Origin of the sequence: Oleiharenicola sp. Vm1, assembly GCF_047777955.1 — a bacterium.
Taxonomy (GTDB): domain Bacteria; phylum Verrucomicrobiota; class Verrucomicrobiia; order Opitutales; family Opitutaceae; genus Didemnitutus.
In genome coordinates this window covers 3,957,014-3,972,416 of the sequence record NZ_CP180537.1, presented here as the reverse complement: position 1 = coordinate 3,972,416, position 15,403 = coordinate 3,957,014, and the positions used below count along the sequence as shown (strand labels likewise).

General features: G+C 67.7%; 13 protein-coding genes. 3 read left to right on the top strand and 10 right to left on the bottom strand.

Annotated elements, in window-relative coordinates:
- Positions 1–38 precede the first annotated feature (38 nt).
- Together ACMYLB_RS19050 and ACMYLB_RS19045 are read right to left on the bottom strand one after the other, a co-directional pair.
- Positions 39–836: a hypothetical protein gene (locus ACMYLB_RS19050; RefSeq protein ID WP_415908524.1), complete on the bottom strand. Its 798-nt coding sequence runs from the start codon at positions 834–836 to the stop codon at positions 39–41.
- On the bottom strand, positions 779–2,194 hold the full coding sequence (locus ACMYLB_RS19045; RefSeq protein ID WP_415908523.1) for a hypothetical protein: 1,416 nt from the start codon (positions 2,192–2,194) through the stop codon (positions 779–781). Before ACMYLB_RS19045 ends, ACMYLB_RS19050 begins: the two co-directional genes overlap by 58 nt.
- A gap of 88 nt (positions 2,195–2,282) precedes the next feature.
- Between ACMYLB_RS19045 and ACMYLB_RS19040 the strand changes: the two genes are divergently transcribed.
- The 3 genes from ACMYLB_RS19040 to ACMYLB_RS19030 all read left to right on the top strand — a co-directional run bounded on the left by ACMYLB_RS19040 (position 2,283) and on the right by ACMYLB_RS19030 (position 4,393).
- Positions 2,283–3,017: a class I SAM-dependent methyltransferase gene (locus ACMYLB_RS19040; protein ID WP_415908522.1), complete on the top strand. Its 735-nt coding sequence runs from the start codon at positions 2,283–2,285 to the stop codon at positions 3,015–3,017.
- A 193-nt stretch (positions 3,018–3,210) separates the two neighbouring features.
- Positions 3,211–3,375: a hypothetical protein gene (locus ACMYLB_RS19035; RefSeq protein ID WP_415908521.1), complete on the top strand. Its 165-nt coding sequence runs from the start codon at positions 3,211–3,213 to the stop codon at positions 3,373–3,375.
- Positions 3,376–3,526: 151 nt separating this feature from the next.
- Positions 3,527–4,393: a glycosyltransferase gene (locus tag ACMYLB_RS19030; RefSeq protein WP_415908520.1), complete on the top strand. Its 867-nt coding sequence runs from the start codon at positions 3,527–3,529 to the stop codon at positions 4,391–4,393.
- Here ACMYLB_RS19030 and ACMYLB_RS19025 read toward each other — a convergent pair.
- The 8 genes from ACMYLB_RS19025 to ACMYLB_RS18990 all read right to left on the bottom strand — a co-directional run bounded on the left by ACMYLB_RS19025 (position 4,390) and on the right by ACMYLB_RS18990 (position 15,360).
- Complete coding sequence (locus ACMYLB_RS19025) at positions 4,390–5,346, bottom strand: glycosyltransferase family 2 protein (RefSeq protein ID WP_415908519.1); 957 nt, start codon at positions 5,344–5,346, stop codon at positions 4,390–4,392. The genes ACMYLB_RS19030 and ACMYLB_RS19025 overlap by 4 nt on opposite strands.
- A gap of 51 nt (positions 5,347–5,397) precedes the next feature.
- A complete protein-coding gene (gene rfbA, locus ACMYLB_RS19020; RefSeq protein WP_415908518.1) occupies positions 5,398–6,276 on the bottom strand; it encodes a glucose-1-phosphate thymidylyltransferase RfbA in 879 nt (292 codons plus the stop codon).
- Positions 6,277–6,286: 10 nt separating this feature from the next.
- Complete coding sequence (gene rfbB / locus ACMYLB_RS19015; protein ID WP_415908517.1) at positions 6,287–7,354, bottom strand: dTDP-glucose 4,6-dehydratase; 1,068 nt, start codon at positions 7,352–7,354, stop codon at positions 6,287–6,289.
- A 40-nt stretch (positions 7,355–7,394) separates the two neighbouring features.
- The gene (locus ACMYLB_RS19010; RefSeq protein ID WP_415908516.1) at positions 7,395–8,264 is read right to left on the bottom strand and encodes a sugar nucleotide-binding protein; all 870 of its coding nucleotides are present in this window, start codon (positions 8,262–8,264) and stop codon (positions 7,395–7,397) included.
- Between the two features lie 63 nt (positions 8,265–8,327).
- Positions 8,328–9,080, bottom strand: coding sequence for a glycosyltransferase family 2 protein (locus tag ACMYLB_RS19005; RefSeq protein ID WP_415908515.1), 753 nt, complete (start codon positions 9,078–9,080; stop codon positions 8,328–8,330).
- A 67-nt stretch (positions 9,081–9,147) separates the two neighbouring features.
- Positions 9,148–11,745, bottom strand: coding sequence for a hypothetical protein (locus ACMYLB_RS19000; RefSeq protein WP_415908514.1), 2,598 nt, complete (start codon positions 11,743–11,745; stop codon positions 9,148–9,150).
- Positions 11,746–11,827: 82 nt separating this feature from the next.
- Positions 11,828–12,901 carry an NAD-dependent epimerase/dehydratase family protein gene (locus tag ACMYLB_RS18995; protein WP_415908513.1) on the bottom strand — a complete coding sequence of 358 codons (1,074 nt, stop codon included), beginning with the start codon at positions 12,899–12,901 and terminating at the stop codon, positions 11,828–11,830.
- A gap of 104 nt (positions 12,902–13,005) precedes the next feature.
- Positions 13,006–15,360, bottom strand: a complete 2,355-nt coding sequence (locus ACMYLB_RS18990) for a hypothetical protein (RefSeq protein ID WP_415908512.1) — start codon at positions 15,358–15,360, stop codon at positions 13,006–13,008.
- Positions 15,361–15,403 lie beyond the last annotated feature (43 nt).

The following is a 15,403-nucleotide window of genomic DNA, read 5'->3' as shown; positions in this document are numbered from 1 at the left end:
CTAGTTCGCGGGGGCGGCGGCGTGATGTAAACCGATTTTCACTCGCGCCGGGCGGGGGAGAAATCGACCGCGAGGTCGGCGACGTTGAAGGCGATCCGGCGCGGATCGGCCGGACCGGCGCGGCGCGCACCGGCGTCGGTGAACAGTCGCAGTTCGTTCAAACCTGGTTGCAGCGGCACGGTCAGCTCGACCGGGCTGGCTTGGTAGGCGCGGACCATCTCCCGGTGTCGCACGGTGCCGACCTCAACGGTGAAGACCGTGTGCGAAGTCGCGCTGACCGAGAAACGCAGCTGTGCGACGGCAGGCTCGGCAGATGGGTGCCACAGGTAAAGCGTGGCATGCTGCCCCGCCCAGCGCCACGGCCCACGCGGCTCGTGCTCCACCTGGAACCAGCCGTCGCCGACAAGCACTGCCGGCTGGCCGAGGACGGGAGCCGAGTCGTCCCAGCGGTTGTGCCCAAGCGGATCTTCCGCGGGGAGGGGCGGGGCACCGGCTGGAGCGGGTCGGAGGCGGAATACGACTTGGTTGTCTGTGTCGAGCAGGCGCTCGCGTCCGGACCGGAGCAGCATCTCCTCCAGTCCGGTCGCGCGATCGGCGAAGGCATCGCGGCGGATGTAGAGCGCGGCAAAGCCCGCGTGCTCAAGTGTCGCGATCATGTCGGAGGGAGGCAGGCGGGCGACGTTGCGCTGCCAAGTGTAGGCGGCGGTGTGCTCGAGCTGGCCGTAGCTGAAGCGCAGCTGGCGTGTGTAGAGAAAGGGACGGAACAACTCGTAGTCGGTCATCGCCCCGACCGTTGGTTGCTCGAGAAACGGAACGGCCGGCAGCTGGAAGACCATCGCCCCGGAAGGTAGTGCCGCCTCCAGGGTGGCGGCGGTGCGGCGGTCGCGTTCGACCCGAGCGTGCAGCTCCGCGCGGTCTGGCGCACGGGGGGCAACTGGTCCCAGAGTGCGAGAACGACCAGCACCGCGGTCAGCAGAGCGGCGACGAGTGGCGGCAGGCGCCCGGCCCGTCGCGTGGCCCAGGAGGTGAGCGCGAGCAGGGTCACGGCGGCGACACAGATGCTGTAGCGGTTGGTCGCACGGAAAAGATCGGTGATGCCGAAAGCAAACACCGCCGCCGCCCCGCCCACCATGGCGAATCCCACGATCCATACCAGGAGCGGCAGGTGCGCCGGCCTCAGGCCGAGGCGCCCGCGCCCGAGACGCACTAGCCCCTCGCCGCACACGAGCGCGAGGCCCGCTAGGCCGACAAAGCCGAGGTAGGGGAAGAATAGCTCGCCGCCCAGGCTAGTGGCGGAGGCGTAGCGCCGTCCGATTTCCGCGGCCGCCGTCCAGCGGTGGGTTGGCGGAGGCACAAGGAACTCGATCGGCCGCAGGCCGTAGAGCTCGGTGGCGGCGTAGTTGCGTGCCAGCACCGCACCCTCGCCCGATAGCAGGGCGCGCACGGCCGAGAGATTGGCCAGCAGCAAGACGATGAGGAAGAGGCCGAGCCAGGCAAGAATGACGGTGTTGTCCCGCCCGCGGTGAAGAACCAGGCGGGTGACGAGGGCGCCAAGCAGCAATTGGCCGAAAAGGAAACCGAAATACGGATTGCCGAGGGCGACTAGGATGGCAACTAAGGCGCCGCCCAATTGGACGGCCCGTCGCCGCAGCAGGTGGCGCGCCCCGCCGGCCACCAGCGTTGCGGCCAGCATGAGCGGCACCACGAAGGCGAGGGCGAACGAATAGTGCGAGAAGCCGCGTTGGGCGATGTAATAGCTGAAGCCGAAGACCAGACCTCCTGCCGCGGCGAAGAGCGGCCGGTGCCCGCACAGGCGGGCCGCGGCGAAGAAGCCGAGCGTGCCCAGCACATGCGCGGCGAGCAGGGAGAGGTTGCCGGCGACAATCAGGCCGGTCACCCGCGCAATCCGGCCGGTGGCGACATTGATCGGCCGGTCGGGCATCGGGTAGGCCGCCCAGTCGGCTGCCCACGGGGCGCCAAGACGCGGAGCGTCCTCGTTGATCAGGAAACTCATGCCACGTTCCTCGCAGAGCTTGAGGCGGGCGAGATATTCGAGGGCGTCGACGCTGTAGGAAGCGGGACTGTCCCAGGCCGCACGGGTCCACGCGCCCTGCCAGACGATCCAAATCAGAGCCGCGACGCCGGCGAGGGCGACGGCACGCAGAAGATCGTGACGGGAGGCGGGCAGATACACGCGGCTCACTTGATGAGCGAAGACGGCTGGGTTGCCGATGCAATTTTGGGGCCTTGCGCCGGACGGTGAATCCCGCATCTACGGAGCAATGTTGCCCGAGGAATATCGCAAGATGGCCGACGTCGAGGACGTCATGTGGTATTACCGCGCGCTGCACCGGCACGTCGCGGCGGCGCTGCGCGGCGTGGCGGGGCCGGGTGCGGCGGTGCTCGACGCCGGGTGCGGCACCGGCGGTTTGCTGCGGCGGCTGGCGGCGGCGGAGCCGGGCTGGCGGCTGCAGGGGCTGGACTTCTCGGAGATCGCGGTGCAGACGACGCGCGAGCGCACGGGACTGCCGGTGACGCTCGGGTCGGTGACGGCCCTGCCGTTCGGCGACGGGCAGTTCGACGCGGTGGTGTCGTGCGACGTCGTCTGCCAGGTGCCGGACGCGCGCGCGGCGCTGGCGGAGTTCCGCCGCGTCGTGCGGCCGGGCGGGGCGGTCGTGCTGACGATGCCGGCCTACCGCTGGATGTATTCCTATCATGACCGGCAGGTCGGCAATCTCTGGCGCTGCTCGCGTGGCGAGTTGAACGCGCTGCTGCGTGCGAGCGGCTGGCGGCCGGTGTGGTCGAGCTACTGGAACGCGCTGCCGTTCCCGCTCGCGGTGCTGCGGCGGAAGGTGTTCCCCGCGGGCGAGGGCGAGAGCGATGTGCGTTTGTATCCGCCGGCGGTGGAGGGCACGTTCGGCGCGATGATGAACCTCGAGCACCGCTGGCTCGCCGCCGGCAACGCGCTGCCGTTCGGCAGTTCGGTGCTCGTCGTGGCGCGCGTCGACGCCGTGTGAGCGCGACCGCGTCGCGCTGCGGGCGTTGCGCGGCCGCCGCGCGCTGGTCATGGGCGGCCTGGGCTTCATCGGCTCGAACCTCGTGCGGCGGCTGGTGGCGCGGGGGACGCGGGTGCGTCTACAATCTCGGCGGCTCGGGCCGCATCGCGCTCCGGGCGCGCGCGGAGCTCGTCGTCGCGGCGGCCGGTTCGGGGTGAAGCCGTTTCCCGCCGAGCGGAAGAAGATCGACATCGGCGATTACTGCGCCGACGACCGGCGCGCGCGGCGCGGTCTCGGCTGGCGTCGGCGCCCGGACATCGCGGCCGCGGTGAAGCGCACGGTGGAGTTCTTCCGCCACGAGCTGCCCCACTACCTCTAGGCGGCGCGGCCATCGCGGGCCGGGGCGTTGACAGCGCGCGGGCGCTGTGGTGGCTTGGCGCCCTGCACCCCGGTCACGCCATGGCTTCCGCGCAACCCGCGCTCAGTTTCGTCATTCCCTCTACTACAGCGCCGACACGATCCGGCCGCTGGTGAAGGAGATCGAGGGACTGCCCATCGCCGGCGGGCACGAGATCGTGCTGGTGAACGACGGCAGCCGCGACGCCACGGCGGCGGTGTGCCGGGAGCTGGTGCGCGAGGCGCGCGTGCCGATCACCTTCGTGAACCACGCGCGGAATTTCGGCGAGCACAACGCCGTGCTCACCGGCTACCGCCACGCGCGCGGGGCGCACGTGGTCAATCTCGACGACGACGGCCAGAATCCGCCGGCGGAGGCGGTGCGGCTCTGGGCGCACGCGCAGCAGGCCGGGCTCGACGTCGTCTACGGGCACTATGCCCAGAAGGAGCATTCGCTCTTCCGCAATTTTGGCAGTTGGTTCACAAACCGGCTGACCGACTACGTGCTGGACAAGCCGAAGGGGTTTTACCTCTCGAGCTTCCGCTGCGTGAGCGCGTTCGCGGCCAAGGAGGTCGCGGCGCACGAGGGGCCGTTTCCCTACATCGACGGGCTGCTGCTGCAGGTGACGCAGGGCATCGGCTCGCTCGAGGTGCAGCACCGCGCCCGGCAGTCGGGGCAGAGCGGCTACACCCTGCGGCGACTGCTGCGCCTGTGGGCGAGCACGTTCGTGAACTTCTCCGTGATGCCGCTGCGCCTCGCCACGCTGCTCGGCCTGCTCATGGCGGCCGGCGGTCTCGCGGGTCTGGCGATCGTGTTCTACCTGCGCTTCTTCAATCACGGCCCGGCCTACGGCTGGGGCTCGCTGATGGGGGCGCTGCTGGTCTTCTCCGGCACGCAGCTGGTGATGCTCGGCCTGATCGGCGAGTATGTCGGACGAATGTTCCTGACCGTGAACGGCCGGCCGCAGTCGGTCGTGCGCTCGGTCGAGCGCGGCGGCTAAATCCGCGGGGGATAAGCGCGGCTACGTTCCACGGGGGGCGCTGCGCCGTCGAGCAAGACGTGCCAACGGACGATCTCGCGTTCGAATGCGCTTTGCATGCCGTCTAGAACGGAGTGGGCGATGGTGCCTCCGAGGGCGGCCCAGAGCGCGGCGCGAGCGAGGGCATCGTCGAACACACAGGATCGATCCCAGAGGGTGGTAATGTGGTGACGCGCCCAGGCACGGGCCGAGAGCGACACGATGGCGCCGCGCCAGCGCACGGCGAGGCGGCGGGAGTTGTGCTCGTCACGGAGCTTGCGACCCAGCGACGCGCTTACGTGGTGGCCGACGACACTCCGGAGCGACACGAGCGTGCGCAGCCCTGCCGCGCCGGCGCGAAGGGCGAGATCGACGTCCTCGCCGCCGTTGCGGAAGCCGGGGTCAAACCCACCGAGCCTCTCCCAAACCGTGCGCCGAATGCCGAAGCATGCGCCGGTCACCGCGGTGACTTCGCGCCAGCCGCGGAGGCGGGCGAGAAGTGGCCGGGTGCGGTCGTGCTCCGGCTTGCCCTTCTCGTTGAAGCGGACGCCGGCATGATCAAGAGTGCCGCTGCGGACGCTGAGCTGGATGTTGCCGACGAGCGCGGTGTGGGGACGATCGAGCAATCCAAGCATCGGCCCGAACCAGCCGGGGAGCAGCACGAGATCGTTGTTAAGGAAGAAGAGAAACTCGCTGTCGGCGACGGCAGCGGCGCGATTGCATGCGCCGGCGAAGCCGAGGTTCTGCTCATTCAGGATGATCCGGCAGGGAGCGCTCAGGGTCGCGAGCCACGCGCGGGTGCCGTCGGTCGAGCCGTCGTCGACGAAAATGATCTCGTGGGCAAGCCCGGCGGGCAGGGTCGCCTGCAACGTGCGCAGACACTCCTGAGTGTGCGCGAGACAGTTGTAGAGCGGAATGATGAACGAGACCTGCATGCGGCCGGCGTCGTTGGTAGCCCGCCGCCCTGCGGCGCGCACGAACAAAACTCAGGCGAGCAGGCGGCGGAGGTAGTCGCCGTAGGAGGACTTGCCGAGCTTCTTGATGTTGGCCTCGAGGCCGGCGCGGTCGATCCAGTCCTGCTTGAAGGCGATCTCCTCCAGGCAGGCGATCTTCAGGCCGGTGCGGTTCTCGAGGACGTTGACGAAGGTGGCGGCCTCGAGGAGCGAGTCGTGTGTGCCGGTGTCGAGCCACGCCGTGCCGCGGCCGAAGAGCTCGACGTGCAGCGCGCCGCGCTCGAGGTAGAGGCGGTTGAGGTCGGTGATCTCGAGTTCGCCGCGCGCGGAGGGCTTGAGACTGCGCGCGAGCGGGACGACCTGCTCGTCATAGAAGTAGAGCCCGGGGACGGCGTAGTTGGATTTTGGCTGTTTCGGCTTTTCCTCGAGCGAGACGACGCGGCCATCCGGGGCGAACTCGACAACGCCGTAGGCGGTAGGGTTGGCGACGTGATAGCCGAAGATGGTGGCGCCAGTCGTGCGCCGGGAGGCCTCCTCAAGGGAGCGGACGAATTCGGCGCCGTAGAAAAGATTGTCGCCGAGAACGAGGGCGGAGGGCTCGGCGCCGGTGAGGAAGCCCGCGGCGGCGGCGATGGTGAAGGCTTGGGCGAGGCCGTCGGGGCTGGGCTGTTCGGCGTAGGAGAATTTCACGCCGAGGTTGGCGCCGTCGCCGAGGAGCTTCCGGAACAGCGGCAGGTCCTGTGGCGTGGAGATGACCAGGATCTCGCGGATGCCGGCGAGCATCAGCACCGAGATCGGATAGTAGATCATCGGCTTGTCGTAGACCGGCATGAGCTGCTTCGAGACCGCGATGGTGAGCGGGTAGAGGCGGGTGCCGGAGCCGCCGGCGAGGACGATGCCTTTGCGATTCATGGGGTGGAAATCAGACTTGGGTGCCGAGGCGTTCGCGGGAGTATTTCTTCGCCGTGATGTCGGCGGCCCAGCGACGGTGGGCGAGATACCAGTCGACGGTCTTCTCGATGCCGGTGGCGAAGGTCTCGGCGGGTTTCCAGCCGAGCTCGCGGTGGATCTTCGTCGCGTCGATGGCGTAGCGGCGGTCGTGGCCGGGGCGGTCCTGGACGTGGGTGATCTGCGTGGCGTAGCTCCGGCCGTCGGCGCGCGGGGACTTCCGGTCGAGGAGCGTGCAGATGGTGTGCACGATCTCGATGTTCGGTTTTTCGTTCCAGCCGCCGATGTTGTAGGTCTCGCCGACGCGGCCGCCGCGGAGGACGGTCCAGATGGCGGCGGCGTGGTCCTCGACGTAGAGCCAGTCGCGGATCTGCATGCCGTCGCCGTAGACGGGGAGGTTTTTCCCCTCGAGGGCGTTGAGGATCATCAGCGGGATGAGCTTCTCGGGGAAGTGATACGGGCCGTAGTTGTTCGAGCAGTTGGTGGTGAGCGTGGGCAGGCCGTAGGTGTGCTGGTAGGCGCGGACGAGGTGGTCGCTGGCGGCCTTGGAGGCGGCGTAGGGCGAGTTGGGCTCGAAGGCGTGGTCCTCGGTGAAGGCGGGGGCGCCGGGCGGGAGCGAGCCGTAGACCTCGTCGGTCGAGACGTGGAGGAAGCGGAAGGCGCTCTTCCTCGGCTCCGGGAGCCTGGCCCAGTATTGCTTGGCGCAGTTGAGGAGGCGGAGCGTCCCGACGACGTTGGTCTGGATGAACGGCTCGGGCGAATCGATCGAGCGGTCGACGTGGGACTCGGCGGCGAAATTGACGATGGCGTCGATCTGGTGCTCGGCCAGGAGCGACGCGACCAGCGCGGCGGCGCCGATGTCGCCGTGGGCAAAAACGTAGCGCGGGTCCGCGGCGAGATCGGCGAGGTTGGCGGGGTTGCCGGCGTAGGTGAGCGCGTCGAGGTTGACGAGCCTTGCCAGGGGCGAGCCCTTTTCGAGGAGGCGTTGGCGGATGAAGTTGGAGCCGATGAAGCCGGCGCCGCCGGTGACGAGAAGGTTCACGATGGATCGGGAGTTGGGAGCGGAGAAGGGGGCGGGCCGCTCAGGTGCGGACCCAGCGACGGAGGTCGCGTTCGACGGCGGCGTGGACCTCGGTCATCTGGATGCCGACCGAAGCGAGCTTGGCGGAGTTCATCACGCAGTTGGAGCGCGGGGTCTTGGCGGCCTTGGACATGAAGTCGGCCTCGTCCTTGAAGAACTGAAAGGGCTTGTTCGAGATGCCGGTTTTCCGGATCAGCTCGACGACTTCGTGCGTGGTGATCTGGCCGGGGTTGGTGACGTTGTAGGTGCCGAAAGGCACGCGTTTCTCCCAGCACGCGAAGGTGGCGGCGACAAATTCGTCCAGCTGCGAGATCGAGTTCGTCGCCTCGAGCAGCGTGGCGTAGCGCATGAGCTTGGTGAGGTAGTTGCGCGGGTTGTCGACCTCGTTGAAGGGGATGCGCAGGCGCCAGATGTAGACGTCCGGTTGGCCGGCGAGGACTTCTTCGCCGAGGGCCTTGGTGCCGGAGTAGAACGAGCAGTTGTTGGTGCGGAAGGAGAAGTTCGGCGTGTCGGTCTCGGTGAAGCCCGTGCCGTCGGGCCGGGCGCCGGTGTAGATGCAGCCGGAGGAGACGTGGCCCCACGGGACACCGGCGTCGGCGCAGGCGCGGGCGATGGTGCCGGGGAGGACGGCGTTGCCGTCGAGGCACTCGGACTTGTGCAGCTCGCAGGCGTCGACGTTCGGCTTGCCGGTGTAGCCGGCGGCGTTGATCAGGAACGCGGGCTTTTCGCGGCGGAGCAGCTCGGTGAGCGTGGCGCGGTCGGCGTAGTTGACGTCCGCGCGCCGCAGGTTGCGGAACGGGATGCCCTTGCGCGTGAGCAATGCCTGATAGGCGTGGCCGACATAACCGGAGCCTCCGAGGAGATAGATCATGGAGCGGCTACGAGAGAGGTGGTCGCGGTGGGCGTCAACACGCGGTTTTGAGAGCGGGAAAGCTCACTTCCGACGGTAGTCGCCGCGGCTGAAGTATTTCTCCAGCCAGACGTAGGCGCAGATGAAAAAGTAGCGGCTGCCCATCTCCTTGATCTTGAGCTTAGCCTCGCCGTATTTGCGATTGCGCCAGGAGATCGGCATCACTGTCCAGCGATAGCCACGGACGACGGCTTTTAGTGGAATCTCGACGGTGAGGTTGAAGTGCGGGGCGAGAAACGGGCGGCAACCGTCAATCACGGTGCGGCGGTAGGCCTTGAAGGCATTGGTCGTGTCGTTGAGTGGGATGTTGAAGCCAACGCGCACGAGGAAATTCGCGAGCCGGTTTACGAAGAGCTTCACGCGCGGGTAATCGATGACCTCGCCCCCCTTCATGAAGCGACTACCGAAGACGCATTCCCAGCCCTCGTTGAGCAGGCGCCAGTATTTCACGGCATCGGTGGGTGAATCGGACGCGTCGGCCATCATGATGGCGCAGGCGTCGCCCCTCATGTGGTTGAGGCCGTAAACGACCGCGCGGCCGAAGCCGTGCGGACCTGGGTTTTGGACGGGGGCGAGCGTGGGGATCTTTTGTTTCAGCTCCTGAAGAACCGCCCAGGTGCGATCGCGGCTGCCGTCGTCGACGACCACGATCTCGTGCGGGATGCCCTCGCGTGCGAATGTCGCGTAGATGTCCTGGAGCGTCGGCGGCAGCGAATCCTGTTCGTCCCGGGCAGGGATAACGATCGAGTAGAGTCGGAGTGGTGTCGAGTCGGGCATGCAGACGGGCAACTCACCTGAAATCACGCTGCGGGGGCAAGTGCGCTTTTCATTGGCGCCGGATCGTTCAGCCCAGCCGCAGACTGTCGACAAAAGTCCAGTCCCAGGCGTTGCTGCCGTTCGGGTCGATAACCAGCTCCAGTTCCGTGTCCGCGGGAAGCGTGGGCAGATCGAGGGTGGCGTGCTGGGTGGAACGGTCGGCGGTTTGGCGCACAGGGTCGAGCAGCCGCTCGTAGAGCACTTCGGCGGGAGCGACACCCGGACGTTTCACGCGCACGCGGAAAATCGCGCCGTTGGTCAGCCCGCCGTTAGTGAAGGCGCCGCGTCGGAAACCGAAGGTGAAATCGAGCGTGCGCTCATGGCCGGCGAGCCTGAAGCGGAGCGTGGCGGGGGCGTGCAGAAGCAATTCGGGATCGCGCGCGGAGCCGCTCACGAGCCCCAAGGGGGCTTCGATGGCGTCTGGCGGGCGGTTGAACGCGGGAAACTGCCGGGGCAGGAAACCGCCATAGTGGAGGAGCCCGACGCGCGTGACGTAGAGCCAGTCCCATGCCTCCTCGTTGCCCGGACCAGGGGTGGTCTCGAGTTGCAGGGTTGATCCCCGCACCTCGCCCGGCGGCAACAGCACACGCAACGAGCGCGGACCGGCGCCGCGACCGCGTTCGTGCGCGGGGTCAAATAGAAAGCGGGTGAGCTGGCGCATTGAACCGTCAGGCGAGACAAGGGAAACGATCAATTCGGTGCCGTTGCCCTCGGCATGCAGGGCGGCCTCGGGGATGTATCCGTAAAGCAGCCGCAACTCACGCTCCGTGCCGCTCAAGGTCCAGCCCACGCGCGCTGGCGGACGCATCATCATGACAAAGCGCCCCTCCACCGTCGTCTTGGGAAGGGTGAAGCGATTGAGATCTTGGTTCTCGGGGCCGTCGAGGTAGTCGGATGGCGCCCCGGAGAGGTAAGCGTGCCAGAGTTCGCGCTGCGCGATGCCGTAGCGCGTGAGGACGTCGCGGCGCACGTAGACGCGGCTGTAGCGCAGCTCGGCGACCTGACAATAATCGCGGGCGACGAGGCGCGCCAATTCGGGGAAGCTTTCGTGCCCGTTGACCGCGCGATTGCTGAAGTAGAAGGTCGACTCGCCCACCATGTCCAGGAACACAGCCGGGCGTTGCGTCGCGAAGTCGGCAAGGTAGCGGCGGCGGAAGTATTCCCGCTGGGGATGCTGCACGATCTCCCAATACGTGTAGGCGCTGCGCGTGCCCTGCCGGGCCCCCGTCTCGACGTAGGCTTGATGTTGCCAGCCCCACACGGACAGCGTCGGTTCGTGCACGGTGATGGTGCGGACCAGCGCGCCGAGTTCGGAAATGGGGAAGCGCGCGTTGGTGGCGAGGCGCCCCCACAGTGGAGGCAGAGGCCGCATCGCGTGCAGGACAAATACGATCACCGTTGCGGCGACGGCGGACAACTCCGGCATGGACCATGTGGCTGCGCTGCCTGTCCGAGCGCGGATCGCACCGATGGCGCCGCCCTGAAGGAGAAGGGTCGGGGGCAGCAGGAGCAGCGTGTAGTGCAGGAAATCCCGGCCTGGCGCCAGCACGCAGGCGATCGCAGCGAGGAGCAGGCCGGCGGCAGACAGCAGGCGCCAAGCGTCCGGCGACCGATTTCGGCGGCACCCGATCCACGCGACGGTTGCGGCGAGCACGGCTCCCGTCAGCACCGTGAGGTAGCCGATCGTGGCAAAATCGGGGTGCAGGTAGCGACTTGTCCCGGTCAGGGCGCGCAGCGTTGCGGGCTTCGCGTAGATAAGATTCTGGATGAGGTAGCTGCGGTAGAAATCCTCGCCGAGACCTGCCGCCCACACGACGCCCAGCACCCCCGCCGCAGGGACGAGGGTGCTGCCCGCAAGGAGCGCAAGGCGCTGCAACCGGTCGCCCGCCATGTGTTCGCGCGCCACCCGGACGAGGGCAAGCGCTACGATGACGGCGCCAATCGGAGCGGACTGGAGCTTGGCCCACGGCGTCAGGCCGGCGAGCATTCCACCCCAGAATAACGCCGGCCGGGTCAGCGCGCCCGGCCGGCCTAGAACGAGGGTTGCCCCGCTAAGCAACACCAGTGGCACCATCTCCGACGAGAAGTGGTTGAAATCCGGATCGCCCACCGCGGCGAAGAACAGCACGGCCGGAAGCGAGCCCAGGCTAGCGGCCCGTCGGTGATAATGTGCCAGCACCAGCCGGTAGCCGAACGTGAACGTCAACCACAGCGCGAGCAACGCAACGACTCGCGCGGCGAGGTAGTTCAGCGGGAGCCCCAGCCATAGGACCGGGAGGAGGGCGAACGAGGCCAGCGGCCCGGCCGTCATGCCGTCCACTGAGCGCCAGAAGACCGGATCGTGCCGCAGGGTGAGGGCGCCCGCGATGAACTGACTCTCATCGGGATTGAGTTCCTCATGGGCGATGAGCTGCGGCCAGCGCAGCGCCGCCAGCGCCAGCAGCACGAGCAGCGGAAAGGCCCAGCGCGTGCGCCATGACGGCGCTTCCGGCCCAGACGGGGCGCGCAGCGCATGCCACACCAGCGCGATGACCGGCAGCAAAGCGGTCCCCAAATACGCTTGTGGGTGGCGGTCCAGCCAGCTCCAGGCCGACATCATGGTGTTGGACAGGCGCAGGCCTGCCAAGGCGAGAGGTGGAAGGGGGAGGGTAACAAAGGGAATCTACCGTTCATTCGGCGCGCGCGTCATGGCCCTGAAGCGCGGACCGTCAGATCGGCGCCGAGAGATCGAGCCACCCGGCGTTGGCCTCCGCATGGCGGGCGATCTCCTCGAGAATTTGGAGCGTCGTCGCGGCCGGCTGCCAGCCCCAGATGCGCTGGGCCTTGGCGGAATCGAGCACGATCCAGGCAATGTCGAACGGTCGCGGCGTGCCGTCTTGCGCCACCGGGTGCGGTCCGAAGCGCCGTGCACACCAGTCGCTCAACTGCCGGAGCGACATCGCGGAGGAGGCGCCGCCGGCGACATTGATCAGCCGATCGGCGGCTGGAATCCGGCCGGCAGCAGTCTGTTTTTCGATCAAGGGCACAAGGTCGCGCGGATGCAGGCAGTCGCGCACCTGATGGCCGAGGCCGCCGAACCCCAGGTATTTGAGGGGGCGCTGTCGCCGCCACGCATTGATCCAGTAGGCGAAAATGCCCTGATCCGCGCGACCGAACTGGCCAGCGCCGGCGAGCACGCCGCAGCGATTGACAAAGACCGGAAAACCGAAGGTCTCGCCATATTCCAGCGCCAGCGCCTCGGAGGCGAGCTTGGTGGCGCCGTAAAGCGAGATCGGCGCGCCGGTGGAGAACGTCTCATCCAGTCCAGCCGCCGTGAGGCCGCGGGGCAGCGGCTGCGTCGCGTCCGGCACGAACGCGCCGGCGCGCACGGCAACCGGCAGCCCGGCGAGCGGCTCGATGGCATAAACCCGGCTGGTGCTGAGCAGGACGAAACCCGCTTTCCGCGCCTTGCAGTATTCGAGCAGGTTGATCGTGCCCACAAGGTTGTGTTCGACGAGCTGGCGGCTGCTGGTTTTTCCGTCGACGCCGGCGAGAACGCTGGGATTGGCGGCCGCATCGATGACAAAGTCGGCGTCAGGCAACGCGTCGACATCGCTCGCCGCGCGGAGATCGGCGTGGAACAGTTTCACCCCGAGCGCCTTGAGTTCGGCACGATTGGTCTCGCTGCCGGGACGGATGAAATTGTCGAAGCCCGCGATGCTGTGGTTGCGACCGGACGCGAGCAGGGCCCGGGCGATCGTGCTGCCGACGAACCCGCACACACCGGAGATCAGGAAACGCATGGCGCGAGCTAAGCAGCCGGCAATTTCGAGGGGAAGCTGAAACCTCGGCTGAGATCCCGTGCGGCACGCCACCCGGCGCCGTCACGGCTGGTTTCACGGAGGATTCAGTGGAAACTGACGCGCTCGAATTCCAGCACGGGAGTCCGGGTTAGCGTGCGAAAAGAAAGGCGCAGGCGATCACCGCTGGTGCTCGCCGGTAGGGCGAGGTCCATCAGTGCGGCACCGTTGCGTCGTGGCAGGCCGGCGAGCGCGCTGCGGGCGAGGATGGCCCCCATGCCGGCCTCGTCGACTCGCTCGACGATCAACTCGGCTTCACCCGGCCCGGCAGACCGCAAGGCAAGCGTGAAGTGACGGTCCGTTGCGGTGAGGGGGAACTCGACTTTGCCGGGGGCGGTGGCGCGCAGCGCGACCCCGCGATCCCGGCTGCTTAGCTCGGCCGCATCGAACTCGGCGATGCTGGGCAAGCGGTCGAAGTGGGGGAATTGCTCCGCCGCGTAGAACGAGCGGCGCACCGGGCGCAGATTTTCGATGCAGAGCCAATCCCAGGCATTGTTGCCCGCCGGTCCGGGCAGGGCGCGGATTTGCAGGTGCGTGCCAAAGGCGAAGGGCGGCAGCGTGATTCGACGTTCGAGGCGGGTTGCGGCGCCGAAGTTGAGGCGCTCTTGGAAGATCCGTCGTTCGCCCCGCGTGTCTACCAGCTCGAGAGCGATTTCCGCACCATCGGAGACGCCCTCGGCCACCGCCCTAGGGTGAAATGCCACCTGGAGTTCGAGTGCGCGGCTCGACGGGTCCAGCAGAACATAAGCCCGTGCCGGCGCGGGCAGCACGAGGACGTTATGTCCGGCGATCATCTCGTAGTGGGCGTCACCGACAAGGGTCATCGCGGGCACCTCGGGTGGCTGATCGATGCGCCGGGCGCGGGTAGCGAGCGTCGCGATTTCCAATGGCGTAAGCGGCTCGGCAGCTCGGCGGTCGTTGCGGATGTAGACGCGCGCATATCCCAGATCGATCAGCGGGGAATAGTCGCGGCGCACGGCCGCCGCCAGCTCCGGGAAGTCCTCGTGACCGAACCGGTCGCGTCGGTCATAGAAGAAGGCGCCCTCGCCGGTGGCATCGACGAAGAAGGGCGGACGGTGGGCCAGGAAGTCGGCCAGGTAGACCCGGCGGTGCGGATCTTCGCTCGTTCGCTCGCCGGTCGCCCAGAAGGTGTGGGTGTCGCGTGTAGCCTGTGGCATGCCCGCTTCAATGTAGGTGCGCGCCGACCAGCCCCAGATCGCGAGCGTGTCGCCTGGTCGACGCAGGCTGCGCAAAATTGCCCCGTCTGCGTGATACGGGAAACGCCACTGGTCGAGCAAGGCGCCGACGAGAAAGGGCACACCCTGCGTCGCGCGCCGAGCCAGCGGCACGGCGACGCCGGCGACAAGAAACAGCGCCAGCATTGTTCGCCGGGAGGCGGGCGCCATGGCAGAGCAGATCTCCCGGAGCGCTAGGGCCGCCATCAAGCCAAGCGGAACGACGGCCAAGAGCAGGTAGTGGAGGAATTCGCGTCGCGGCAAGGCGATGGCGAAGATCGCCGCCGCCACCCAGACGAGCGCGACGCCCAGCATGGCGTTCGGCCACCGACGTCGCTGGACCAGCACCAGCCCGGCGAGCCCCGTCATCAGGAGGGAGAACAGGGCAAGCGCAAGGAACTGCCCGAATTCCGCGGCACGGCGCAGTAGTCCCGGCAGCGAGGGCGGAAAATTGATCGCGACGTCAACGTAGGTCGCGTTCTGAAGCACGTAGCGATGCAACATCATGTCGAACACGCTGCCGGCGGCGGTGATGCCCGCAAAGGCGAGCGACGGCGCCGCGCCGGCAAGGGTGACGGCAGCGAGCGCAGTCAGTCGGCCTCGAATCGAGACAGCCGAGACCCAGGCGAGCCATGCGATCCACAGTAGCAGCACGAGCGCCAGCGGCACGCCTTGGAGCTTGGCCCAGGGGATCGCGCCGGCCGCGACCGCGGCCGCGCGGAGATTCCACGCGCCCCCGTGGGCGGAGGTGCGGGAGCGCGCAATGAGCCAGAGCGAGATCGGTGCGAGGAGCAGGATGACGTGCTCCGAGGAATAGTGGACAAAATCCGGGTCGATGGCAGTGGCGAAGAAAAGCACAACCGGCAGCACCCCGATACGAGCCATCGCCTCGTCACTCAGGTGCGCGAGCGCGCGGTAGAGCGCTACGCAGCCGCCGCCGACCATCAGTAGTCCGGCGAGCCGTCCGGTGAAAAAGTCCATCGGCAGGTCGAGCCAGGCGATGGGAACGAGCGGATAGTAATTGAGCGGTCCCGAGGTTGTGCCGTCGACGGAACGCCAGAAGACAGGATCGTGCGCCAGCGCCATGGCGCCGGCGATGATCTGGCTCTCGTCGGGATTGAATTCCGAGGCGGCGAGCAGCCAGGGCCAGCGCCACGCGAGCAGCACGAGTCCGATGAGCACCGGGCCGCGCCAAGTCGCCCTACGCGTG